This is a genomic window from Pseudomonas sp. Tn43, from assembly GCF_014192635.1.
Classification (GTDB): domain Bacteria; phylum Pseudomonadota; class Gammaproteobacteria; order Pseudomonadales; family Pseudomonadaceae; genus Aquipseudomonas.
Genome location: NZ_JACHYG010000002.1, coordinates 832,157 through 855,624, shown reverse-complemented (window position 1 = coordinate 855,624; position 23,468 = coordinate 832,157). Strand labels below are relative to the sequence as shown.

Annotated in this window: 16 protein-coding genes and 3 pseudogenes; 10 read left to right on the top strand and 9 right to left on the bottom strand. The window is 60.4% G+C overall.

Going from position 1 to position 23,468, the window contains the following annotated elements; genetic code table 11:
• Positions 1-7: 7 nt before the first annotated feature.
• From bcsZ to FHW68_RS08130, 6 genes are all read left to right on the top strand, one after another.
• Positions 8-1,249 (top strand): cellulose synthase complex periplasmic endoglucanase BcsZ, encoded by a 1,242-nt coding sequence (gene bcsZ / locus FHW68_RS08155; RefSeq protein ID WP_183679820.1) that lies wholly within the window; start codon positions 8-10, stop codon positions 1,247-1,249.
• Positions 1,225-5,088, top strand: a complete 3,864-nt coding sequence (locus FHW68_RS08150; RefSeq protein ID WP_183679818.1) for a cellulose biosynthesis protein BcsC — start codon at positions 1,225-1,227, stop codon at positions 5,086-5,088. The genes bcsZ and FHW68_RS08150 overlap by 25 nt, the downstream gene beginning before the upstream one ends.
• A 17-nt stretch (positions 5,089-5,105) precedes the next feature.
• Positions 5,106-5,774 carry an SGNH/GDSL hydrolase family protein gene (locus FHW68_RS08145; protein WP_183679816.1) on the top strand — a complete coding sequence of 223 codons (669 nt, stop codon included), beginning with the start codon at positions 5,106-5,108 and terminating at the stop codon, positions 5,772-5,774.
• Entirely contained in the window at positions 5,771-6,445 is a 675-nt protein-coding gene (locus FHW68_RS08140) for an alginate O-acetyltransferase AlgF (RefSeq protein ID WP_183679814.1), read from the top strand. Before FHW68_RS08145 ends, FHW68_RS08140 begins: the two co-directional genes overlap by 4 nt.
• Before the next feature lie 18 nt (positions 6,446-6,463).
• Positions 6,464-7,873 (top strand): MBOAT family protein, encoded by a 1,410-nt coding sequence (locus FHW68_RS08135; protein ID WP_183679812.1) that lies wholly within the window; start codon positions 6,464-6,466, stop codon positions 7,871-7,873.
• Between the two features lie 204 nt (positions 7,874-8,077).
• Positions 8,078-9,205: an alginate O-acetyltransferase AlgX-related protein gene (locus FHW68_RS08130; protein ID WP_183679810.1), complete on the top strand. Its 1,128-nt coding sequence runs from the start codon at positions 8,078-8,080 to the stop codon at positions 9,203-9,205.
• Between the two features lie 239 nt (positions 9,206-9,444).
• On the opposite strand, the gene glyA is transcribed toward FHW68_RS08130, so the two are convergent.
• Genes glyA through FHW68_RS08115 form a run of 3 tightly spaced genes read right to left on the bottom strand, consistent with a single transcriptional unit; the run spans position 9,445 to position 12,883 of the window.
• On the bottom strand, positions 9,445-10,683 hold the full coding sequence (gene glyA / locus FHW68_RS08125) for a serine hydroxymethyltransferase (RefSeq protein WP_183679808.1): 1,239 nt from the start codon (positions 10,681-10,683) through the stop codon (positions 9,445-9,447).
• Between the two features lie 11 nt (positions 10,684-10,694).
• Positions 10,695-11,681, bottom strand: a complete 987-nt coding sequence (locus FHW68_RS08120) for an FAD-dependent oxidoreductase (RefSeq protein WP_260296374.1) — start codon at positions 11,679-11,681, stop codon at positions 10,695-10,697.
• Complete coding sequence (locus FHW68_RS08115; protein ID WP_095631967.1) at positions 11,678-12,883, bottom strand: benzoate/H(+) symporter BenE family transporter; 1,206 nt, start codon at positions 12,881-12,883, stop codon at positions 11,678-11,680. Before FHW68_RS08115 ends, FHW68_RS08120 begins: the two co-directional genes overlap by 4 nt.
• A gap of 348 nt (positions 12,884-13,231) precedes the next feature.
• On the opposite strand from FHW68_RS08115, the gene FHW68_RS08110 reads away from it, so the two are divergent.
• Positions 13,232-14,620, top strand: a complete 1,389-nt coding sequence (locus FHW68_RS08110; protein WP_183679806.1) for a PLP-dependent aminotransferase family protein — start codon at positions 13,232-13,234, stop codon at positions 14,618-14,620.
• A gap of 57 nt (positions 14,621-14,677) precedes the next feature.
• On the opposite strand, the pseudogene FHW68_RS08105 reads toward FHW68_RS08110, so the two are convergent.
• The 3 pseudogenes from FHW68_RS08105 to FHW68_RS08095 form a co-directional block, all read right to left on the bottom strand.
• Positions 14,678-14,869 (bottom strand): annotated as a pseudogene (locus FHW68_RS08105) (diguanylate cyclase domain-containing protein); the annotation flags it as partial.
• Positions 14,860-15,100 (bottom strand): annotated as a pseudogene (locus FHW68_RS08100) (MFS transporter); the annotation flags it as partial. The pseudogenes FHW68_RS08100 and FHW68_RS08105, both read right to left, overlap by 10 nt.
• Positions 15,101-15,221: 121 nt before the next feature.
• Positions 15,222-15,986: pseudogene (locus FHW68_RS08095) on the bottom strand (LysR substrate-binding domain-containing protein); the annotation flags it as partial.
• A gap of 340 nt (positions 15,987-16,326) precedes the next feature.
• On the opposite strand from FHW68_RS08095, the gene FHW68_RS08090 reads away from it, so the two are divergent.
• Positions 16,327-18,750 carry a glucose/quinate/shikimate family membrane-bound PQQ-dependent dehydrogenase gene (locus tag FHW68_RS08090; RefSeq protein WP_183679803.1) on the top strand — a complete coding sequence of 808 codons (2,424 nt, stop codon included), beginning with the start codon at positions 16,327-16,329 and terminating at the stop codon, positions 18,748-18,750.
• A 105-nt stretch (positions 18,751-18,855) separates the two neighbouring features.
• On the opposite strand, the gene pcaG is transcribed toward FHW68_RS08090, so the two are convergent.
• From pcaG to pcaQ, 3 genes are all read right to left on the bottom strand, one after another.
• Complete coding sequence (pcaG, locus tag FHW68_RS08085; RefSeq protein ID WP_183679801.1) at positions 18,856-19,461, bottom strand: protocatechuate 3,4-dioxygenase subunit alpha; 606 nt, start codon at positions 19,459-19,461, stop codon at positions 18,856-18,858.
• 11 nt (positions 19,462-19,472) lie between these two features.
• Positions 19,473-20,192 (bottom strand): protocatechuate 3,4-dioxygenase subunit beta, encoded by a 720-nt coding sequence (pcaH, locus tag FHW68_RS08080; RefSeq protein WP_008073748.1) that lies wholly within the window; start codon positions 20,190-20,192, stop codon positions 19,473-19,475.
• 103 nt (positions 20,193-20,295) lie between these two features.
• Entirely contained in the window at positions 20,296-21,225 is a 930-nt protein-coding gene (gene pcaQ / locus FHW68_RS08075) for a pca operon transcription factor PcaQ (RefSeq protein ID WP_183679960.1), read from the bottom strand.
• A 248-nt stretch (positions 21,226-21,473) separates the two neighbouring features.
• On the opposite strand from pcaQ, the gene FHW68_RS08070 reads away from it, so the two are divergent.
• Complete coding sequence (locus FHW68_RS08070) at positions 21,474-22,520, top strand: aromatic ring-hydroxylating dioxygenase subunit alpha (RefSeq protein WP_183679799.1); 1,047 nt, start codon at positions 21,474-21,476, stop codon at positions 22,518-22,520.
• The gene (locus FHW68_RS08065; protein ID WP_183679797.1) at positions 22,517-23,467 is read left to right on the top strand and encodes a PDR/VanB family oxidoreductase; all 951 of its coding nucleotides are present in this window, start codon (positions 22,517-22,519) and stop codon (positions 23,465-23,467) included. Before FHW68_RS08070 ends, FHW68_RS08065 begins: the two co-directional genes overlap by 4 nt.
• The last annotated feature ends 1 nt before the right edge of the window (position 23,468 follow it).

Genomic DNA, 23,468 nt, shown 5'->3' with positions numbered 1-23,468 from the left:
GTCGCGCATGCCTGTGTCGTCCATGAGCCGCCGAGGTGTTTCACTTCGCCAGTGCCTGCGTGGTAACACGCGCAGGTTGAGCGCTGCGCTTGTGCTTGCCCTGCTGGCGCCTGCGATAGCGGCCGCAAACTCCTGTGAGCTGCCGGCCTGGCCATTGTGGCAAACCTATGCAACACGCTTCGTCCAGGCCGACGGCCGGGTTCTGGAATCGAGCCAGCAGAACAATCACAGCACCTCTGAAGGGCAGTCCTACGGCATGCTCTTCGCACTGATCGGCAACGATCAGCCACGCTTTGACAAACTCTGGCGCTGGACCTCAGCCAACCTCGCAGGCTCCGCCACCACCACACGCCTGCCGGGCTGGTTATGGGGGCAAGGCACGGACGGTCAGTGGCGCCTGCAAGACGCCAATTCGGCGGCCGACGCCGACCTGTGGATCACCTATGCCTTGCTTGAAGCCGCACGCCTGTGGCATCGGCCGGACTATCACCAGGACGCCCTGCACCTGATGGCGACGATTGAAGCGCAATTGGTCGTCAAGCTCCCCGGGCTGGGCCCGATGGTGTTGCCTGGACCACAGGGCTTCGTCCAGCCGGACGCTCTCTGGCGCCTGAACCCCAGCTACCTGCCACTGCCACTGTTACGACGGCTGGCCAAGGAAGCACCCTCGGGGCCTTGGCAAGCGATTGCCCACAACACCGCGACGATGATTACCCAATCAAGCCGCCATGGTTTCGTCGCTGACTGGGTCGGTTATCAAGGCACTTCGGCGCAATCGGGTGCCTTCACAAGTGACCCGATCCATGGCGACACGGGCAGCTACGATGCCATTCGCGTGTACCTCTGGCTGGGCATGAGTGAGAGCTCTGGACCGCTGGCCGCGCGCCTGCTCAAACGGCTGGACGGCATGGCCCGCAGCACTGTCGCAACGGGGTCTGCGCCAGAAACAGTCCAGGTTCGCCATGGCACTGTTCAGGGTCAGAGCCCGTTCGGATTCTGGGCCGCACTGATTCCCTACCTTCAGGCGAAAGGGTACCCCGGGTTGGCCGATCAGCAGCGACGTCGCGTGGAGCTCGCCTTGCACGAAGCGCTGGCCAGGCCTGATGGCGAAGCCGGTGCGCCGCGTTACTACAACTTCATGCTCAGCCTGTTCGCCCTCGGATGGGCAGATAAACATTACCGATTCCGGGAAGACGGAACGCTGAAACTTTCCTGGGAGACCGCATGCACGCGCACCACCGCACGCTAGCCATCATCGTCATGAGCACATGGACGGCCGCTGCTGCCCACGCGCAAAGTCCAACACCACAGGCATTACTCGTTGAGCAAGGGCGATACTGGCAGGTGCACAAAAACCCTCAACGCGCGGCGGAAGTCTGGCAGAAGGTCCTGCTGCTGGACCCGGCCCAGGTTGACGCACTGTATGGCCTGGGCTTGATTGGCGTGCAACAGGGCAAGCCACACCAGGCGCAGCAATACCTCGCCCGCTTGCAGGCTATCCAGCCACCGCCTCGGCAGGCACTGCAATTGGCGCAGGACATCAGCGTGGCCCAACCGCAGAATCAGCAGCGTCTGGAAGAGGCTCGGCGCCTCGTCGATGCCGGTGAGCGGGACAAGGCGACTGCCGTGTTTCGCTCACTGTTCGATGGCCGTCCACCTCAAGGTACGATCGGTCGCGAGTATTACAACAACCTAGCCTTCAATCAGGCGGATTGGGCTGAAGCACGCGGCGGATTTGAGCGCCTGCAACGAGAGATGCCCAACGATTCGATCGTCGCGCTGTTTTACGCCAAGCATCTGGTCCGCCGTGAAGACAGCCGTGCCGAGGGCATTCGCGCCTTGGCGGCACTGACCCAGCGTGCCGACATTGCCGGTGATGCCGACGAAAGCTGGCGCCTGGCGCTGACCTGGATCGGCCCACCCGATCCGGCACACGTGCCGTTGTTCGAGGCGTACCTCAAGACGCATCCGGATGACGTGGAAATCCGGGCGCAGATGAACAAGGGCAAGCACCAGGCGGCAACGACGGCCAGCAAGGAGTGGCAACCGCCTGCCGAAGTCGCACGCGGCCTGAAGGCGCTCAAAGAAGGCGATCAGGCCACCGCCGAACAGGCTTTTCAAGCACGCTTGAAAACCCGGCCCGACGATGCTGACGCGCTGGGTGGCCTTGGGGTTATTCGCCAGCAGCAACACCGACTGGCCGAAGCGGAACAGCTCTTGGGGCGGGCCACGCGACAACACGATGGCAGCCACTGGCAAGTGGCGCTGAACGAAGTGCGCTACTGGTCTGCGTTGCAGCAGGCTCGCGACGCCCGGGCCAAAGGCCAGACAGCCCAGGCGCAGGTCTTGGTCAACCAGGCGCTGCGGCTGAATCCAAACGGGGTCGATGCTCGCCTCACTCTGGCGGATATTCAGGCCAGCGCGGGCCAGTTCGATGACGCTCAGCGCAACTACCGGCAGATTTTGAACCAGCGCCGCGACGACCCTCACGCACAGGAGGGGCTGGTGAATGTGCTGCTCAAGAGCGGCAAGAACGATGAAGCCCTGCAACTGATCAACAGCCTGCCCGCCACCGGGCAGGCGAAGATCGGCCAGTCCGCGCGCCTGCAAGCCTTGCGCGCGACGCAATTGGCCGCCCTCGCCGAACAACGCAACGACTTGCCCGCTGCGCGCAACGCCTTGCAAGACGCGCTGCGCGTTGAGCCGGACAACATCTGGACACGTTTCGCCCTGGCCCGTCTGAACCTGGCGATGGGCGAACCGCAAAAGGCTCGGGATTTGATCAACGCCATGCTCCAGGCCCGCCCTGACAATGCCGATGCGCTGTACGTCAGCGCCTTGCTGTCAGTGCAGATGGGTGAGTGGAAAGCCGCTCAGACCACGTTAGGACGCTTGCGCCCCGACCAGCGCACCCCGGACATGGACGCGCTGGCCGCTGATGTCAGCCTCAACCTGCAACTCAGCCAGGCGATCGAGTTGGGCAAGCGCGGACAGCGCCAGGAAGCCCTGACCTTGCTCGATCGTATTCAGCCGACGGCCAACAACAGTCCGGATCGCACAGCGAGCCTGGCTTCGGCGTATGTCGACATCGGTGAGCCAACCCGTGCGCTGGCCCTCATGCGCGGCCAATTGCAAAACACCACGGCGCCCTCGGCGGACTTCATCCTGCAATACGCGGCTGTCCTGCTTAAAGCCGGAGAAGACGTACAGGTCAACGAGATTCTGCGCGACCTTCAAAACAGGCCCTTGAACGCGCCGGCGCGCAAGCGTTTCGACGACCTGCTCTATCTCTATCGCATCCGCCAGGCGGACCAGTTGCGTGAACGAGGCAATCTGGCCAGCGCTTATGACACGCTAGCGCCGGCCCTGGCGCAACGCCCCGGTGACAGCGCTGCCGTCGCGGCCCTGGCGCGGATGTACTCGGCCAACGGCGACACGGCCAAAGCCCTCGAACTCTACAAACCGCTGTTACAGCGTCAGCCAAATGACCCGCAACTGCTGTTGGGTGCCGCCGATGCGGCGGTATTGGCACAGGACACGGCCTTTGCCGAACAGGCACTGCAACAGTTGCTCAAGACTGAATCCGGTAACCCTCAAACGCTGACAGAGGCCGCCCGCCGCTATCAGAACATGGGCCAGACCGGCACGGCGACCGATCTGTTGCGCAAAGCGGTGGCCATTGAACAGAACGAGAAACGCAGAAGCCAGAGCGGCCAACTGACCGGGTCGACGGTGGCGCCCAACCCTTTTGCCGGGATTTCGGGTCACCGTAGCGAGGTCAGTCGCGACACCTTGCTGGCAGCGATCCCGCCACCGGTTCAGCAGATGCCGGGCAGCCTGACGTCTCACACCCCGTTTGGCATCGACGCCCCGCCACGGCCGCAACAAGCGAGCAATCAATTCGAGTCGCAGCTGCCGCGCGCAGCACGGGTGAGCGAGGACATCAGTCCGGCGCAACTGGCGCTGAATAAAATTCTTCAAGAGCGCAGTGCCTACATCACTCAAGGCGTGAGCATTCGCAGCAACAACAGTGAGTCGGGGTTGAGCAAACTGACCGATGTTGAAACACCGTTGGAAATCAATATCCCGCTGGACGAAAGCCGCGTCGCCCTGCGCGTGACGCCCGTCTCGCTGAACGCCGGCAGTGTCAGCGACGATGCGCTGTCGCGCTTTGGTAGCGGTGCGCAACGCGACGGCACCGGGTCGCAAAAAGCCGAGGGTGTCGGCCTTTCCGTTGCCATTCAACGGCCCGCGGATGGGTTAAAAGCTGATCTCGGCACCACCCCGCTCGGCTTCAAATACACCACCGCCACTGGCGGGATCAGCATTGATCGCCCCGTGAGCGACACCTCTAACGTCCGTTACGGCGTGAGCGTTTCCCGGCGGCCGGTGACTGACAGCGTCACCTCGTTTGCCGGCACCACGGACAAACGCAGCGGGCAGTCCTGGGGCGGCGTGACCGCCAACGGCGGGCGTGGTCAGTTGAGCTTTGACGACAACGAAGTCGGCGCCTATGGCTACGCCTCCTGGCACCAGCTATTGGGCAACCATGTCGAGTCCAACAGCCGCGGTGAGCTGGGCAGCGGTGTCTACTGGTACTTGCAAAATGCAACGGACAGCAAGCTGACCGTCGGCCTGAGCATGACTGGCATCAGCTATGCCAACAATCAGGACTATTTCACCTATGGCCACGGCGGCTATTTCAGCCCGCAGACGTTCTTCGCCCTGGGTATCCCGGTGACTTGGGCACAACGCACCGGACGCTTGACGTATCAAGTCAAGGGCTCGGTCGGCGTGCAGCATTTCGAGCAAGACAGCGCCGACTATTTCCCTAACGACAAAGCCCTGCAAGCGGCCTCGGGCCTGCGCTACGAAGGGCAAAACAAAACCGGGATCGGCTACAGCGTCGCCGCGGCGGCTGAATACAAGGTCGCTTCGAACTTCCTGCTGGGCGCCAATCTGGGCCTGGACAACGCCCACGACTACCAACAACTCAGCGGTGCCCTGTCTTTGCGCTACCAGTTCGAAGACATCAGCGGCCCCATGAGCCTGCCGGTCAGCCCTTACACCTCGCCTTATTCCAACTGATCATTCTGGAGCTTTCGATGCCCACTTCTGCCCTTGCCGGCCTGACTCTCCTTGTTCTTGGGGAAAGCCATATGAGCCTCGCGGACCATTTGCTGGAGCCGCTGCACGACAACCTGACTCGCCAAGGCGCCCTGGTTCATTCTATCGGTGCCTGCGGTGCCAGCGCCGGCGATTGGCTGATCAGCAAAAAGGTGGACTGCGGCGCCGAGCGCAAAGCTAACGACAAGATCGTGATCAAAGGGCGCGAGGCAACCACCACACCCATCCAGGACCTGATCGCCGCCGACAAACCCGACCTGGTGGTACTGGTCATCGGCGACACCATGGCGTCCTATGACAAGCCAGTGTTTCCGAAGGCCTGGGCATGGCAAAGCGTCACCGGACTGGCCAAGGCCATCGCGGCCACCGGCACCCGTTGCGCCTGGGTGGGCCCAGCCTGGGGCAAGGCCGGTGGCATGTACCAGAAGAATGATGCCCGCACCCAGTTGATGTCGCAGTTTCTGGCCGCGAACGTGGCGCCTTGCACCTACATCGATTCGCTGACGCTCTCCAAACCCGGGCAGTGGATCACCACTGATGGGCAGCACTTCACTGTCGCCGGTTATCAAGCATGGGGCACTGCAATAGCGGGTGCATTGGCCAAACTGCCCGCCGACCGGGTCAGCAGCACAGGAGCCGGCAAATGACCCGATTCGCATGTGGCTGGGCGCTGTTCGCGCCCTTGATGCTGAGTCTGCACGCCCAGGCCGCCGACATCGCCTTGTACCCGACCGGCCCGGATCAGGACTCGGCCTTTCTGCGCTTTATCAACGCCGCTGACCAACCGTTGCAGCTGCTGGCCGAAGGTTCGCAGGCCAGCCTCAGACTCGAGGGTTCGAATGCCGTGTCCGACTACCTGGCCGTGCCCGCCAATCAGCCGATCAAGGGCACCCTGGAACGCAACGGCAAAAGCCAGCCGCTGGACATTCAGGTGGCAGCAGGCGAATTCGCCAGCGTGATCGCTTTGCCAGACAACGCTCAAGGTATCCGCCAGGTTGTCATCCGCGAGCAACCCGACGACTTCAATAGCCTGAGAGCCTCGCTGGCGTTTATCAGCGCCGACCCAGCGTGCGCCCACGCCGGTTTGCGCGCGGCGGGCAAGAACGCCGACCTGTTCAAGGAGGTCGCCGACGGCGGCGTGCAACGTCGCGCGATCAATCCGGTGAGCCTGTCGGTTCAATTGGTCTGCGCTCAAACCAACGTCGGCGCCCCGCTTGACTTGGGCCAGCTCAAGGCCGGCGAGCGCTACAGCGTTGTGCTGCTACCTGGCGCAAAGGGTCCGCACCTGTTGCTCGCGACTGACGTCCTGGCCCACTGATCGGATCGCGCCACCAACATGGTTTTTGCCTCTCTCGAGTTTCTGACGTTGTTCCTGCCGCTGTTCTTGTGCACGTATGCAGTGGGCCCGGCCGCCTGGCGCAACGCCACGTTACTGATCGGCAGCTGGCTGTTTTATGGCTGGTTGAGCCCCCGGTTCCTCGCCGTGCATGTGGTGCTGACGATCACAGCATGGGCCGGCGGCTTGCTGATTGACGCCTTGCGGGAAAAAGGCAAGGGCCGCGTGCGGCTACTGGTGATGCTGATCGTGCTCAACACGGCAGTGCTGTGCTGGTACAAGTACGCCAACATCGTCGCCGGCACGTTGATCGATGTCGTCAACTGGCATGGCGCCATGCCGCTGGACTGGCAGCGGGTCATCATGCCGGCCGGGCTATCGTTTATCGTATTGCAGGCGATTTCCTATCTGGTGGATGTAAACCGCCGCACCGTGCTGGTGGAACGCAGCTTCATTGATTACGCCACCTATATCTCGATGTTCGGCCACTCGGTCGCCGGCCCCATCATTCGCTATGACTGGGTTCGGCGTGAGCTGAATCAGCGTTACTTCAACCTGCAGAATTTTTCACTGGGCGCACGCCGGTTCATGGTCGGGATGAGCATGAAGGTGCTGGTGGCCGACACTCTGTCGCCGGTGGTCGATGTGGCGTTCAGTTTGCCAAACCCCAGCTTCTCCGACGCCTGGATTGGCTGCCTTGCCTATTCCCTGCAGCTGTTCTTCGACTTCGCCGGCTACAGTGCCATGGCGATCGGGCTGGGGCTGATGCTGGGTTTTCACTTTCCCGAGAACTTCGACCGTCCCTATCTGGCTAACAGCATCCAGGACTTCTGGCGTCGTTGGCACCTGTCGCTGTCCAGTTGGTTACGGGACTATCTGTATATTTCGCTGGGCGGCAATCGCCATGGCATTTGGAAAACCTATCGCAACCTGTTCCTGATCATGGCCATCGCCGGCCTCTGGCACGGTGGCGATAGCTGGAATTATCTGCTGTGGGGCAGCGCCCATGGCATTGCGTTGTGCGTGAATCGTGCCTGGAACCGCTCTACCCTGCCCCCGGTACCACCGGTGCTTTCCCATGGGCTGACACTGCTGTTTGTCTGCCTGGCCTGGACGCTGTTCCGCGCCCCCGACTTTCATAGCGCGCTGAACCTGTATGCCGGACAGTTCGGCCTGCAGGGCATCGCCCTCGGTGATGAACTGTCCGTGACCCTGCGCCCGGTACACGGCCTTGCGGGCTTGCTGGGTGTGATGGGAATCGTCGCACCGCTGCTGCGCCCTTCCTGTGAGAAACAACTGGGCGGCTTTTTTCTCTTCACCGCCGCCCTTTGGCCCATCGCCGGTTTCATGCTGTCGTTCGCACTGATCGCCAGCCGCGAAACCGTCCCCTTCCTGTACTTCCAATTCTGATGACGCCCCCAACACGCACTCCAGCCCCCGTAGCAGCTGCCGAGCCCGCGAGGCTGCGTTCGAGGTCGAAGTCCTCGCAAATCCTGCGCACACCGTTTGCGTGGAAGAAATTAACGACCGCTTCGCAGTCGAACGCAGCCTCGCGGGCTCGGCAGCTGCTACGGGCACAGCACTACACCGTGTTTCAATGTTGTGGAGATACCTATGCCCACTCAATCAGATGATCTGGCAATACGCAGCAGTCGGTTGGCAGGCGTGGCGCTGCTGGTATTCCTGTTCGTGGGGCTGCTGTCCTCTGGCCGTCTGATCGTTTCAGGGCAGATCTCGCTACCCGATAACATGCTGCCCCCGCAGATGCTTGACGGCGATATCACGCATCGAATCGCCAAGGAACTGTCGAACGCTCAACTCCCCACGACCTTCGCCGAGCTGGAGCGCGGTGCCAGTTGGCTGCTCCTCGGTGACACCGGGCCGAGGGTTCGCTCGGGTTGTCCTGACTGGTTGTTTTTGGCCGATGAGCTCAAGGTCAATGATCAAGCGCAGCGCAATGCCGACGCCAAAGTCCAGGCGGTGATTGATTTGAAGCAGCAGCTCTCCCAACGCGACATCAACCTGCTGGTGGTCATCGTCCCAGACAAAAGCCGCATCGCTTCCGGGCAGCGTTGCGCACTGCACCGTCCCGCCGTTCTCGAAGGGCGCATCCAGGCCTGGATCGCGAAACTGGAGGTGGCTGGCGTATCGAATCTGGACCTCACCGGTGCGCTGACGCCACTGGGGGCCAGTGCCTGGTTGCGTACCGATACGCACTGGAGCGAATCCGGTGCAAAGGCGGCGGCCGACGCCATCACCCAGCGCCTGAAGACCCTGGGCATCAGCGCAACGCCACGCAGGTCGTTCAACGAAAGTCATGCCCCGCTCGCGGTGCGACCTGGCGATCTGGTCCATCTGGCAGGCATCGACTGGCTGCCGCTCGACTGGCAACCCGCACCCGAAATGGTCGCCCATACCAGCACCCACGAACTTCCCGTTGCATCAGCCGACAGCCCTGATACTGAGGCCGACCTCTTTGGCGATGCCGACCTGCCCAACACAGCGCTCATCGGCACCTCATTCTCGCGCAACTCCAACTTCGCAGGGTTTCTGCAGCAGGCACTGGGCGCCCCCGTGGGTAACTTTGCCAAAGACGGCGGAGCGTTCTCTGGGGCGGCAAACAGCTACCTCAACAACCCGGCCTACAAAGAAACGCCGCCAAAGCAAATCATCTGGGAGATCCCGGAGCGGGACCTGCAGTCGGCTTACATCGACCCTATTGCCTATCGCTCGTTGCGGTAGGCCAATCGCATTCGGTCGAACCGCTGTGAAGGGGATCTGGAGCACTACGTCGAGGGGTTGAGCCTGGAGGTATCCCCGCGAGGGAGGACACTGAGCATGCCGCAGTATCTGATTTCCAACGCTGCGCGCGCATTGTCGACACCCTCAGGCCTCCCAGACGTAGTGCGGCGATCAAGGCACCCATGAGCGTTTTTTACACGCTCCGGGCCAAAAGCAGACGGATTAATTGCCTCCAGCAATCAAACCAGCAGATACACCGGAAAACATTCACACAAATGCATCACCCGGCACCGGATGTTATCCAGCAGCGCCGCGTTATTCGGTTGTTCCAGCAGGTCGGCGATCAGGTTCGCCACTTCCGCGCATTCCGCTTCACCGAAACCACGGGTGGTCAACGCCGACGTGCCGATGCGAATGCCACTGGTGATCGCCGGTTTTTGCGGATCGTCGGGGATCGCATTTTTGTTCAGCGTGATATGAGCACTTTCCAGCAGCGCTTCGGCATCTTTGCCGGTGATGTTCATCGAACGCAGATCAAGCAGGAACATATGGCAATCGGTGCCACCGGACACCACCCGCAAACCCCGGCGGGTGAGAATGTCGGCCATGATCCTGGCGTTGCTGATCACCCGTTGCTGGTAATGCTTGAACCCATCGCTCAAGGCTTCGTTGAACGCCACGGCCTTCGCGGCGATGACGTGCATCAGCGGCCCGCCCTGGTACACCGGGAAAATCGTCTTATCGAGTAGCGCAGCGTATTTCGCCTTGGCCAGGATCAAACCGCCGCGTGGGCCCCGCAATGTTTTGTGGGTGGTGGAGGTGATGAAGTCAGCAATGCCGACCGGCGACGGGTACGCGCCCGCCGCGATGAGCCCGGCATAGTGCGCCATGTCGACCATCAGGTAAGCGCCTATCTCATCGCAGATGTTGCGAAATCGCTGGAAGTCGATGGTCCGGGAATACGCCGAGGCCCCGGCGATGATCATTTTCGGCCGGTGTTCCCGGGCCAGCGCTTCCATTTCGGCGTAGTCGAGGGTTTCGGTTTCTTTCTCCAGCCCGTAGGAAAACGCCCGGTAAAACTTGCCGGAAAAATTCACCGAGGAGCCGTGAGTCAGGTGCCCACCGTGGGCCAGGGACATCCCCAGAATCGTGTCGCCGGGTTCGAGCACCGCCAGAAAAACCGCCTGGTTGGCCTGAGATCCGGAGTGCGGCTGGACGTTAACGTATTCGCAGTTGAACAGTTTGCGTGCGCGTTCGACGGCCAGGTTTTCGATCTCGTCGACCACCTTGCAACCGCCGTAATAGCGCTTGCCCGGATAGCCTTCGGCGTACTTGTTGGTGAGCACCGACCCCTGGGCCTGGAGTACTTCTTCGCTGACATAGTTTTCTGAAGCGATCAGCTCCAGATGTGTTTCCTGGCGATTGCGTTCGCGGTCGATCAGGCGGGCAATGGCGGGGTCGAAATTTTGCAGGCTCATGGTGTGATTCCTTAGGTAAGCGCTTCGGCCAGCGGTGCAGTCACGTGATGCGACGGCACCCGCGACTGGCCTCTGGTTGAGTCGGATAGAAAAATGGAGGTGTCTTTCAGACCGCTGCCGGTGATCAGGATCACGGCGGTCTGCGCGGTATCGGGGTGTTCTTCGGCGTACTTGAGCAGGCCTGCGAAGGCACTGGCGGCACCGGCTTCGGGAAACACGCCGGTGCTGGCAGCCAATCGAGATGCGGCGGCGACGATGCTCGAGTCACTGACGCAGATGAACTCGCCACCGCGTGTGGTGCACGTCGGATCGACCGCCAGAATCGTGCGCCGTAACGGTCGCACGCCGACCTTGGGCACACCGCAGCGTTCAGCGAATTCGTCGGCCCAGGCACCAGCGGCGTTGACCACGATGGCGGCCTCCAGTCGCTGATCGTTCCGGGTATGCAAGGTCCAGTGCCCGGAGCGGTGTTCACCGCGCAGCACCTCGGTCTCTCGTTTGACCACACCGCCACGGGCACGCAGGCCACCGAGGTAGGCGCCATGAATGCCATGCACGTCAAGATCGAAGGCGCTGGGCTCGTAGATCCCGGCGCTCCAGGCAGTTTCGGCCAGGTACGGCACCAGTTCCAACACCTGTTTATCGTCGAGAAACATAGCCGTTGGCACTTGCCCGAGCACCGCGGTAAAGCGCTTCGTCAGTTTGTCCACCCGCGCGGCCTGGGCCACGATCAACGCGCCCCGTGGCGCCCACAGCGGATGCTCCGCCAGGCCCTCGGGCGGGTTCTCGAAAAACTGCCGAGAGGCACAGGTCAGCGAGCGGATCTGCTGATTGCCGTAGCTTTCCATCGAGATAGCCGCCGAACGGCCGGTGGTGTGGTAGGCCAGTTGCCGTTCCTGTTCGAGCAGGCAGACGCTGCCGTGGGCCGCCAGTTCATACGCTGCGGACACACCGGCGATGCCGCCACCCACCACAATGAAGTCGTAACGAGCAGTCATGATCGGCTGCCCTCAGCCAGGGCAGCGGCTTTGCTTTCCCGGGTGTAGGTCAGTACGAAGTGCGCCGCAAGGCCGAAGATCAAACCCCAGAACGCAGCGGCCAAACCGAGGAAGCTCATGCCCGAGGCCGTCACCAGGAAGGTAATCAATGCCGCTTCCCGTTGTTTCTCGTCCGCCATGGCACCGGTCAGCCCGGCGCTGATTGCACCGAACAAGGCCAGGCCGGCAAGGGAGGCAATCAACTCTTTGGGCAGGGCGGAAAATACCGAGGCCAGGGTCGCGCCGAAAGTGCCCATCAGAATGTAGAACACCCCGCAGGCGATCCCGGCGATGTAGCGTTTGTCGCGGTCTTCGTGAGCTTCGCGGCCGGTGCAGATCGCCGCTGTAATAGCTGCCAGGTTAAAGCCATGGGAGCCGAACGGCGCCATCAGGATCGAGCCGATCGCGGTGACCGAAATGATCGAGCGCGCCGGGGTGTTGTAACCCGAGGTGCGCAATACCGCCATGCCCGGCACGTACTGGCCGGTCAGGGTCACCAATGCCAGTGGCAGGCCAATATTGATGATCGCGTGCCAGCTCCATTCGGGGGTAATGAAGACCGGATGGGCCACGGCGATGGTGATCGAGTTGCTGTTCAGTTCACCGAACGAGGCGGCCACAGCACAGCCGACAATCAGTACCGACAGAATCGCGTAGCGCGGCGAAAAGCGTTTGAAGATCAGGTAGGCCGCGATCATCGCCAGCACCAGTTCCGGTTGTAGCTTGATCGAAGTGAACAGCTCGGCACCGAAGCGGAACAAAATGCCAGCGAGCATGGCGGCGGCGATGGCTTTGGGCAGGCGACTCATCAGTTTGTCGAACGCCCCGGACAAACCGACTACGGCAATGATCACCGATGCCACCAGATAGGCGCCGATGGCTTGAGGCAGAGTAACAGTGGGCAGCATTGACACCAGCAACGCCGCGCCCGGCGTCGACCACGCGGTGATCACCGGAACTCGCAGGCGCCAGCTCAGGAACAGGCCGGTAATACCGCTGCCAATGGAAATGGCCCAGATCCACGAAGACACCACGTCGTTGGGCAGGTGCGCTTCCTTGGCTGCCTGAAACACGATGATCAAGGGGCCGGCGTAGGAAATGATTACGGCAATAAAGCCCGCAATGACGGCTGACAGGGATAGATCCTTTCTGAGTGTGTCCATGATGTCTCGACTTGGCGCGGCAGAGTCGCGCAGTGACCGGGGTGGATTGAGTCGATTGACTCGATTCGATATGAGTGTATTTGAATGAATTTAGTTGATTCAATAGACGGCAGGGTTGTTACGAGATGTTTTTTTGCTATCAGTGCCTGTTTTTCGATGATTGTCCGTTTATTTAATTGATTTATAAGAAAATTAATTTCGTGAAAAATATCTTTTTCGAACAATGGAAATCGACTCAATCACCAAATCAATCGAATCAATTTATCGATTGGGTCGATTTATTAGTTGCCTAACCTCCATGTGATATGCTCGGATATTCATCATTTCTACGATGGGCAGTAATCATCCATGTGGGTTCCCCAGCTAAGCGAGTTCAGCCAGCCGATGTACTTGTCGATTGCCGATGCGTTGGCGCGCGATATCAGCAACGGCGTGTTGAATGAAGGCGATCGCCTACCGACCCTGCGGGAGCTGGCCACTACTCTGAATGTCACGCCGGGTACCATCAGCCGGGCTTATAGCGAAGCCCATCGGCGTCGTCTGGTGCGGGGGGAAGTGGGGCGTGGTACTTATGTGCTCAACCAGAAGCAGCTGGAACTGCCGGCGAGCAACAGCGCCGCGCCGCTGAATCTGGGGCAATCCGAGTTACTCGATCTTTCGATCATCAAGCCTTACAGCGAAACCCTGGAGTACTGGTTGCGCGGCGCCCTGGTGGGGATGGCCAAGAGCACCGATTTTGCCCGAGCCCTGGATTACGCACCGGACGGCGGTCACCCGGCGCATCGCGAAGCGGGCGCGCAGTGGTTGCGCCATTCGTTGCCTGATGCGCAATGGCAGCAAGTGGTGATCACCGCCGGGGCCCAGCATGGCTTGATGGTCGCGATGAGCGCTCTGACCAACGCCGGTGACCTCGTGCTCTGCGAAGCACTTTGCTACCCCGGCATTATTTCCCTGGCCCATGGCCTTGAGCGCCGCCTGCGTGGCGTACCGATGGACGACGAAGGGATCATTCCCGAAGCGTTGCGCGAACTGTGCGAGCGAGAGAAACCGGCGATGCTGGTGTGCGTGGCAACCTGCCAGAACCCGACGGCGGCGATCATGTCGCAAAAGCGCCGGGCCCAAATCGCGGCATTGGCCGAAGAGTTCGACTTCATCATCCTCGACGATGACATTTATGGCTTCCTCGCCACCGATCCATCGATCAAGCCGCTGTCGGCGTTTGCACCAGACCGTTCGGTGTACCTGACCAGCCTGTCGAAGTCGGTCATGCCGGCGCTGCGTGTCGGTTACATCTATAGCCCGCCGAAACTGCTGTCACGCCTGACCTCGATGGTGCGCAGCAGCGTCTGGATGCCGTCGCCGTTGACAGCGCAACTGGCCAGCAACGTGATCACCGAAGGCCTGGACAAAAAACTGATCCGTATCCAGCGCAACGAAGCCGCCGGGCGGCAAGCGATTGCCCAGGAAATCTTTGCCAATTTCGAGCTCAAGACCCAACCCTATTCGTACCACGTCTGGTTGACGCTGCCCGAGCCATGGACCAGTGACGAGTTCACCATGCTCGCCCGAGCCAATGGTGTGCTTGTACTCAGTGGCACCCAGTTCCAGGCTGAACGCTCCGGGATTACCCGTTGTGTGCGGCTGGTATTGATGTCACCCACGAGCCAAGACGAACTGCGCTTCGCCTTGACCAAACTGGCCAGCCTGATCGATTCCGACCCGCGACGGTACTATTGAGTCACCGCAGGGGCAACTGCCTCTACGCCGATTATTGACCTGACTGAAAATCTCCCGGTACATGGCGGCGTCCGCGTTGCTGAGCAACGTGTCGGTATCGCTGCCGTCGGTGGGATAGGTGGCCAACCCCATGCTGCCGGTGACGTGGAGTGTATGTCCGCTGAGCTGAATCGGTCGCAGGATGGCTTCCTGGATTTTGTGCAAGGCTTGAGTAACGCCGTCGAGGCCTGAGGGCTGCACAAAAGAAACATCGGCAATGAGGTCGAGCTAGCCATCAGAAACAGCCCGATGGCGACGCCCAGGCCGCTACTGGCGAGGATGGGGCGATCGCCATAGCGAGCAATAAGCCGGCTGGTCAATGCCGCCAAGCGACAGCGCGCCATACACCCATTGGCTGGCCCGGCCGGTCTCTCTCATGATCGGATCGGCCATGATGGCCATCAGGAAGAACGAACCTCCCCAGACCAGTACTTGCAGCATCCCCAATATAAAAATGCTGTTGCATTTGATGGTTTAAGACAGTGTCATCAGTGGTGAGAAAAAGCAGAAGTCGTGAGCAGTTGCGCAACTAAGGGCAGGGGCTAACCGATTGGCCGATGGCTCAAAGCAGGTGTCCAGCCCAGATCTTGCGATTGACCAGGTCGGCAGCAATTTCGATGAAGGCGTCTCCGACGAATTTAGCAGCCGGGCTGACGCGCCTGTCCGCCGGAAAAACCTGAACCAGTTTGCGCATGGGCACCGGATCGATCAGCGGCGCCGCACACAGCACCCCGGCTTCGACTTGGGCGTAAATCGACGCCAGTGGCAACGCCGTCATACCGAAGCCATTGCGGACCAGATCGATCATTGCACCGAACGAGTCGGCTTCAACGCTGGTCTTGAGCTTGATTCCGGCTTCTCTGGCACAGTTATCCAGAATGACCCGAAGGCCATGTCGGGCACTTGGCAATACCAGTTGCTGCTCGGCCAGGGAGGCAAAGGTTACCGGCGTGTCGATGCGCAGGTTGGCGCTGGCGGGGCCGACCAGCAGCAGGTTTTCCATCATCACCGGCACAATCCTGAGCGTATGCAGGGGTTGCGGATCATAGGAAATGGCCAGTTCCAATTCACCGCGCTGCACCCAATCCAGCAGATACCCGCTGTAGGCCGAGGAAAAACGGACAGCCAGATTGGGATGCGCCTCGCGGATCTTGCGCACCAACGGTACGGTGACAATCTCGGCAACCGTCGGCGTCGTACCGATGACCACCGTTCCACGAAAAGACGATCGGCCACCGGCAACCGAGCTTCTGATCGATTCCATTTCCTCCATGATTCGGGTGGCATGGGCCAGCACTTCCCGACCGACGTCGGTAATTTCCATCCCGGGCCTACAAAGAAACGCCACCCAAGCAAATCATTTGGGAGATCCCGGTGCGGGACCTGCAGACGGACCCCATTGCCTATCGCTCGTTGCGGTAGGCCAATCACACCTGGCTGAAGGCAATCTTCGCAAGCTCGCCCCGCATATTTAGAGTCATCCCTCTCGATTGTTACCATCGCCGCAACAGTGTTTCTCCTTTCCGGTAAATGACAATTTGTCGCAGGGCTCGCTTTTTTTGATATCTTTGCGCAATTAACCAAATAGTTAACAACTATTTTCAAACTTGCCTTCACTACTCTTAACCCTCCCCACAAACGTTCATGCGCCAGTAGGATCATGCAACATGACTAAGTTTCGACCTTCGGCATCCATCAGTCGCTGGCCCATCTGGGTCGTCGCCTTCGGCGTGCTGGTATTTGGATTATTCTTCGCAGCAGGTGGTGGCTACCTCGCCACGCTTGGCGGTAGCTGGTACTTCCTGCTCGCCGGTTTCGGTTTGATCGTGTCTGCCATACTGCTGTTCAAGCAGCGTCTGCAGGGTGCCTGGCTGTTCGCGGCGGTGATGGTGCTTACCGTGATTTGGGCGCTGGCCGATGTCGGACTGAACTTCTGGCCACTGATCTCTCGCTTGTTCGCCTTGGGCGTGCTGAGCCTGTTTGTGGCACTGATCTACCCCCACCTGCGCAAGGCCAATAGCCTGGCCAGCGGTCGCAGTGGCTACGCTCTGAGCGGTGTGCTGGCAATCGCCGTGGTGGCAGGTGGAGCCGGTATGTTCGTCCCCCATGCCCCTGTCTCGCCGACCGGTGACGGCCCAGGCCTGACAACGGTCGACCCTGCCAAGGCCCAGAAAAACTGGGAACACTACGGTAACGACGAAGGTGGCGGCCGCTTCGCCGCTCTGGACCAGATCAACCGTAGCAACGTCTCGAAGCTGGTGCCGGCATGGACCTACAATACCGGGGACATCGCGATCAGCGACGGCAATGGCGCCGAAGATCAGATGACTCCGCTGCAGGTTGGCGACAAGGTGTTCATCTGCACCCCGCACAACAACCTCATCGCACTGGATGCCGACACCGGTAAACAGCTGTGGAAAAATGAGATCAACGCCAAGACCCGTGTTTGGCAACGTTGCCGCGGTATCGCCTACTTCGACGCTACCGCCGCGCTCGCCCAGCCTGCTGACGGCAGCACACCTGTAAAGCCAGTGTCGATACCGGCCGGCGCCAACTGCCAGCGCCGTCTGCTGACCAACACCATCGATGCGCGCCTGATCGCAGTGGACGCCGACACAGGGGAGTTCTGCCAGGGCTTCGGTAACAATGGCCAGGTTGATCTGAAAGCCGGTCTCGGCGACGTCCCTGACTCCTATTACCAGCTGTCGTCGGCACCGCTGATGGCCGGGACCACCGTAGTCGTAGGCGGCCGTGTCGCCGACAACGTCCAGACCGACATGCCAGGTGGCGTGATCCGTGGTTTCGACGTCGTCACCGGCGAGATGCGCTGGGCATTCGACCCGGGCAACACCGAAGACAAGCAAGCTCCGGCTGCCGGCAGCACGTACGTGCGCAGCACCCCCAACAGTTGGGCACCGATGTCTTACGACCCGGCGATGAACACCGTGTTCTTGCCGATGGGTAGTTCGTCCACCGACATCTACGGTGTGGAACGTACGGCACTGAACCACAAGTACGGCGCTTCCGTCCTTGCACTGAACGCAACCACTGGCGAAGAAAAGTGGGTCTACCAAACCGTCCACAACGACCTGTGGGACTTCGATCTGCCCATGCAGCCAAGCCTGATCGACTTCACCAAAGCTGACGGCAGCAAGGTGCCCGCCGTCGTGATCGGCACCAAAGCCGGGCAGATCTTCGTGCTTGACCGCGCCACCGGCAAACCGCTGACCAAGGTGGAAGAGGTTCCGGTCAAAACGTCGAACATCCCGAACGAACCTTACTCGCTGACTCAGCCGAAATCGGTGGGCATGCCAGAGATCGGCGCACAGACGCTGACCGAGTCGGACATGTGGGGGGCGACGCCGTTCGATCAACTGCTCTGCCGTATCTCGTTCAAGAAAATGCGTTACGACGGGCTGTACACCGCACCAGGCACCGATATCTCGCTGAGCTTCCCGGGTTCGCTGGGAGGGATGAACTGGGGCGGTATCTCGACTGACCCGGTACACGGTTTTATCTTCGTCAACGACATGCGTCTGGGCCTGTGGATCCAGATGGTTGCGGCGAAGAAAGATGCCAAGGCTTCTTCCGGTGGTGAAGCACTGAACACCGGCATGGGCGCGGTACCGCTCAAAGGCACCCCGTATGCAGTGAACAAGAACCGCTTCCTGTCGGTCGCCGGTATCCCTTGCCAGGCACCGCCCTTTGGCACACTGACCGCGATCGACATGAAAACCCAGAAAATCGCGTGGCAAGTGCCGGTTGGCACCGTCCAGGATACTGGCCCATTGGGTATCAAGATGCATCTGCCGTTGCCGATCGGCATGCCGACGCTGGGTGGTACGCTCTCCACCCAGGGCGGCCTGGTGTTCATCGCCGGTACACAGGACTACTACCTGCGCGCCTTCAACTCCGCCAACGGAAAAGAGGCCTGGAAAGCCCGGCTACCCGTGGGTAGCCAGGGTGGCCCGATGACGTATGTGTCGCCGAAAACAGGCAAGCAGTACGTTGTCATCACCGCAGGTGGTGCGCGTCAGTCGCCCGATCGCGGCGATTATGTGATCGCTTACGCGCTGCCTGATAGCCAGTAACCCCGTAACACCTGAAAAGCCGCTGCCGCCCTGTGAGGGTGGCAGCGGCTTTTTGTTGTCTGCATGCTTGGCTCGTTGAACTCACTGACTCGGCACTAAGCGGATTTAAAAATCGAAGAACACCGTTTCACCCTCCCCCTGAATACGTATGTCAAAACGATAAGCCGCCTTGCCATCCACCTCGCAACGTTGCGCTATCAGCGTTTCTCGACGCTGCGGTTGCTCGATCAGATTAAGCACCGGGCACTTCGCGTTGGCTTGTGGCTCATCGGCAAAGTACAGCCGGGTTTGCAGGTGAATATTGATCCCGCGGGCAAACAGCGACACATTGATGTGCGGCGCCATCGGCACCCCGGCGGCATTCTTCACCACGCCAGGCTTGATGGTATTGAGTGTCCACTCTCCTGCATCGAAGGTGGTGGCGGTTCGGCCAAAGCTGTTGAAGGTTTTTTCCGAGTCGAAGACCGGGTCGTAAACCCCTTCATGATTGGCCTGCCAAAACTCCAGAAATGAGTCTCGCACCAGGTGACCGTTGCCGTCATAGACATGACCGATCAGCAAAATCTGTTCGCCCTCGGCACCCGGCTGGGCCATCTGATTCCAGATTTCCTCCGGCCGTGTCGGGTTGCCGGCAGCCGCCAGGGCCAGACCGATATGTACGTAAGGGCCGGCTGTTTGCGAAGGGGTTTCGGGTAGCAGTTCGATAGGCATGGACGGACTCCTCAGCAGTTTTCGAAGTGGGTCTTGCGCTGGCCGCGCAGCACGATGTCGAAGCGATAGGCCAGGCAATCCATCGGATTGGCATTACCCATGTCGAGCCGGGCGATCAGGCTCTGTACCGCCTCTGGATTGGCGATCGACTTGACGATCGGGCACATAGGGATCAGCGGATCGCCTTCGAAATACAGCTGGGTGATCAGGCGCGTGGCGATCGATGGCCCACTGATAGAGAAGTGGATGTGCGCCGGACGCCACTCATTCGGGCCGTTACGCCATGGGTAAGGACCCGGCTTGATGGTGCGGAAGCTGTAGTAGCCATCGCGGTCAGTCAGAGCCCGGCCGACACCGCCGAAATTCGGGTCCAGTGGTGCCAGGTAGCGATCATTCTTGTGCCGGTAGCGACCACCGGCGTTGGCCTGCCACATCTCCACCAGGGTATGTGGGATTGGCTTGCCATATTGATCACAGACCCGGCCGGAAACGATGATGCGCTCGCCCACCGGCAAACCGCCGTTGTTGAAATTTAGCAGCAAGTCGTTATCGAACCGCCCCATCTTCAGGTGAGAGAAATCAGGGCCACTGGTTTCGCTGGCCGACTGGGGAATGCTCACCAAGGCTTGGCGTGGAGAACGGGCGACAGAGGTTTTGTAATCAGGGGTCAGGGCTTTGGGGTGCCAATTACGGTCACGTATAACGAAACGACTGCTGTCTGCATCAGACATGTCGATCTCCTGTTGTTTGATTTATGGAGCACTGCCTGCGCAGTTTCAAACAACAGAAGGCTGGGGAATATTGAAAAGTCACCTTCAATACATAACCAAACGGTTATGGATAAAACCCTTCGCGATACGCCTGCCCTACCTCGCGCAGCACCTCGACACACCACTGGGCCGCCAGTGACAAGGGCAAGCTGGCGTTACTGGAAATCCCCACCGAACCACCCGGCTCGCGCTGCCCCAGATTGATCTCAAACAGTTCGCCGCTTGCCAGATCCAGGCGCACTGCATCCAGTGGCGCGATCCAGATCGCCTCGCTGGACAACACATAACGACGGCTCAGGGCCACGGACAAGGTTTCCAGACGCTGCCGCGACTGGCTGATGCCGCATTGCACGAACAGGCTGTCGGCATATTTGCGAATCGTCGTCCCTGCCAGTGGCAGCACCAGCGGGAAATCTTCCAGGGCGCTACGCTCCAGTGGCTCGGCCAGCAAGGGATGATCAGGGCGCACCACCAGCGTCATGGATTCACTGTAAAGATGCTCGAAGGTCAATCCCTGAATCTCCGGGCTATCGGTCATACGACCGACCACCAGGTCCACGTCGCCCACCCGCAACTGCGACAACAAATAGGCGCTTGGCCCGGTCACCACACTTACCACCAGCGCCGAATGGCGCTCGTGCAAGCGCCGTACAACCTCAGGCACCAGCAAGCTTTCCACTGTCGACAACACGCCGAGTCGAACCTTGCCCGCCGCGTATTCGCCACCGCGCAAGGTATTCACCCCATCACGCAGCGCCTGCACCGAAGGCCCGGCATAACGCAAAAAGGCAACCCCGGCTTCGGTCAGGTTGACACCACTTTTACTGCGTATAAACAGGCTTGCCGCCAGCAGCTCCTCCAGTTCCTTGAGCGTCTTCGACATCGCTGGCTGACTCACTGCCAAGGTATCCGCCGCCCGCGCCAGGCTGCCCTGACGAGCCATTTCAAGAAAGCACACGAGGTGACGGAATTTGATGCGGGTGTCGATGTTCACTACAGAGCCCCGTGAAAGTGCCTCGATGGCGTCGAAGCGTTTGCAGGCGATCTTAGCGTGCACTCAATTTCCTGGCGACCGGATGGTGCGGAATTTCAGAGATTCCCGCCGCAACTGATCCGGGAGCGCTAACAAACCGTCAATGGATCCATTAAATCATTAACAAGCCAGAATTAATTTGACAATACCACCAAAAATCACCACTAATGGATCCACTAAATAACAACAAACAACCTTGGAGAATCTCCATGTACCCCAAGAACACCTGGTACGTCGCCTGCACGCCCGATGAAATCGCCGAAAAGCCGCTGGGCCGCCAGATCTGTGGTGAAAAGATGGTTTTTTACCGCGGGCTCGAGGGCAAGGTGGCGGCTGTCGAGGACTTCTGTCCTCATCGCGGCGCGCCGCTGTCCTTGGGCTACGTGGAAAACGGCAATCTGGTGTGCGGCTATCACGGACTGGTGATGGGGTGCGACGGCAAGACCGTGGAAATGCCCGGGCAGCGGGTTCGCGGTTTCCCGTGCAACAAGACATTCGCCGTGGTCGAGCGCTACGGCTTTATCTGGGTCTGGCCCGGCAATCAGGCGTTGGCCGACCCGGCGCTGATCCATCATCTGGAATGGGCGGTCAGTGACGAGTGGGCCTATGGCGGCGGCCTGTTCCACATCCAGTGCGACTACCGCCTGATGATCGACAACCTGATGGACCTGACTCATGAAACCTACGTTCATGCGTCCAGCATCGGCCAAAAGGAAATCGACGAAGCGCCGCCGGTGACCACGGTCGACGGCGACGAGGTGGTCACTGCCCGCCACATGGAAAACATCATGCCCCCGCCCTTCTGGCGCATGGCCCTGCGCGGCAACAACCTGGCCGACGATGTGCCGGTGGACCGCTGGCAGATCTGCCGCTTCACCCCACCCAGCCATGTGCTGATCGAAGTCGGCGTGGCCCATGCCGGCCATGGCGGTTATCACGCTCCCCGGCAGTTCAAGGCGTCGAGCATCGTCGTCGACTTCATCACGCCGCAAACCGAGACCTCGATCTGGTACTTCTGGGGCATGGCGCGCAATTTCAATCCGCAGGATGAAGCCTTGACCGCGAGCATTCGCGAGGGACAGGGCAAGATTTTCAGCGAGGACCTGGAGATGCTCGAACGCCAGCAACAGAACCTGCTCAGCCATCCCGCGCGCAACTTGCTCAAGCTCAATATCGACGCTGGCGGCGTGCAGTCGCGTCGCATTCTGGAGCGCCTGATCGCCGAGGAACGGGCCACGCAGGAGTCAATGGCATGATCGAAGTACTGGTGATATCGCGCAACAACGAAGCCCAAGACATCTGCAGCTACGAGCTGGCCAGTGTCGATGATCGACCGCTACCGACCTTCAGCGCCGGTGCGCATATCGATGTGCACCTGCCCGGCGGCTTGATCCGGCAATATTCCCTGTGCAACCACCCCGAAGAACGCCATCGCTACCTGATTGGCGTGCTCAAGGATCCGGCCTCTCGCGGTGGTTCACTGGCCATGCACGAGCAGATCCACCCCGGCATGCGCCTGCCGATCAGTGAACCGCGCAACCTGTTCCCGCTGGTCCATGAGGCCAGGCGCAGTCTGCTGTTTGCGGGCGGTATCGGAATCACGCCGATCCTGTGCATGGCCGAGCGACTGGCCCACAGCGGCGCGGATTTCGAGCTGCATTACTGCGCCCGATCACGGGACCGTGCAGCCTTTGTCGAACGCCTGCAGCACTCGCCTTTTGCCCACAGGGTATTCCTGCATTTCGATCAGGAACCCGACACCGCGCTGGACGCGGCCAAGGTTCTGGCCACGCCTCAGAGCGACGTTCATTTATATGTGTGTGGCCCCGGCGGCTTCATGCGGCACGTGTTGGACACGGCCAAGAAGCAGGGCTGGCACGAGCAATGCCTGCACCGCGAGTACTTCGCCGCTGTGCCCGTCGACACTGGCGCCGATGGCAGTTTCTCGATCAAAGTCGCCAGCAGCGGTCAGGTCTTCGAGGTGCCGGCCGACAAGAGCGTGGTGCAAGTGCTACAAGACCAGGGCATCGAGATCGCCATTTCCTGCGAACAGGGCATTTGTGGCACTTGCCTGACTCGGGTTCTGGAGGGCGTGCCGGAACATCGCGACCTGTTCCTCACCGAGGATGAACAGGCTTGCAACGACCAGTTCACCCCTTGCTGCTCGCGCTCGAAAACGCCGCTGCTGGTGCTGGATATCTGAT

Coding starts and splice junctions, on each gene's coding strand:
- glyA (WP_183679808.1), bottom strand. CDS start 10,683: ATGAGCCTGCAAAATTTCGACCCCGCCATTGCCCGCCTGATCGACCGC.
- FHW68_RS08150 (WP_183679818.1), top strand. CDS start 1,225: ATGCACGCGCACCACCGCACGCTAGCCATCATCGTCATGAGCACATGG.
- FHW68_RS08120 (WP_260296374.1), bottom strand. CDS start 11,681: ATGACTGCTCGTTACGACTTCATTGTGGTGGGTGGCGGCATCGCCGGT.
- FHW68_RS08140 (WP_183679814.1), top strand. CDS start 5,771: ATGACCCGATTCGCATGTGGCTGGGCGCTGTTCGCGCCCTTGATGCTG.
- FHW68_RS08130 (WP_183679810.1), top strand. CDS start 8,078: ATGCCCACTCAATCAGATGATCTGGCAATACGCAGCAGTCGGTTGGCA.
- FHW68_RS08065 (WP_183679797.1), top strand. CDS start 22,517: ATGATCGAAGTACTGGTGATATCGCGCAACAACGAAGCCCAAGACATC.
- FHW68_RS08115 (WP_095631967.1), bottom strand. CDS start 12,883: ATGGACACACTCAGAAAGGATCTATCCCTGTCAGCCGTCATTGCGGGC.
- pcaG (WP_183679801.1), bottom strand. CDS start 19,461: ATGCCTATCGAACTGCTACCCGAAACCCCTTCGCAAACAGCCGGCCCT.
- FHW68_RS08110 (WP_183679806.1), top strand. CDS start 13,232: ATGTGGGTTCCCCAGCTAAGCGAGTTCAGCCAGCCGATGTACTTGTCG.
- bcsZ (WP_183679820.1), top strand. CDS start 8: ATGCCTGTGTCGTCCATGAGCCGCCGAGGTGTTTCACTTCGCCAGTGC.
- FHW68_RS08135 (WP_183679812.1), top strand. CDS start 6,464: ATGGTTTTTGCCTCTCTCGAGTTTCTGACGTTGTTCCTGCCGCTGTTC.
- FHW68_RS08090 (WP_183679803.1), top strand. CDS start 16,327: ATGACTAAGTTTCGACCTTCGGCATCCATCAGTCGCTGGCCCATCTGG.
- pcaH (WP_008073748.1), bottom strand. CDS start 20,192: ATGTCTGATGCAGACAGCAGTCGTTTCGTTATACGTGACCGTAATTGG.
- FHW68_RS08145 (WP_183679816.1), top strand. CDS start 5,106: ATGCCCACTTCTGCCCTTGCCGGCCTGACTCTCCTTGTTCTTGGGGAA.
- FHW68_RS08070 (WP_183679799.1), top strand. CDS start 21,474: ATGTACCCCAAGAACACCTGGTACGTCGCCTGCACGCCCGATGAAATC.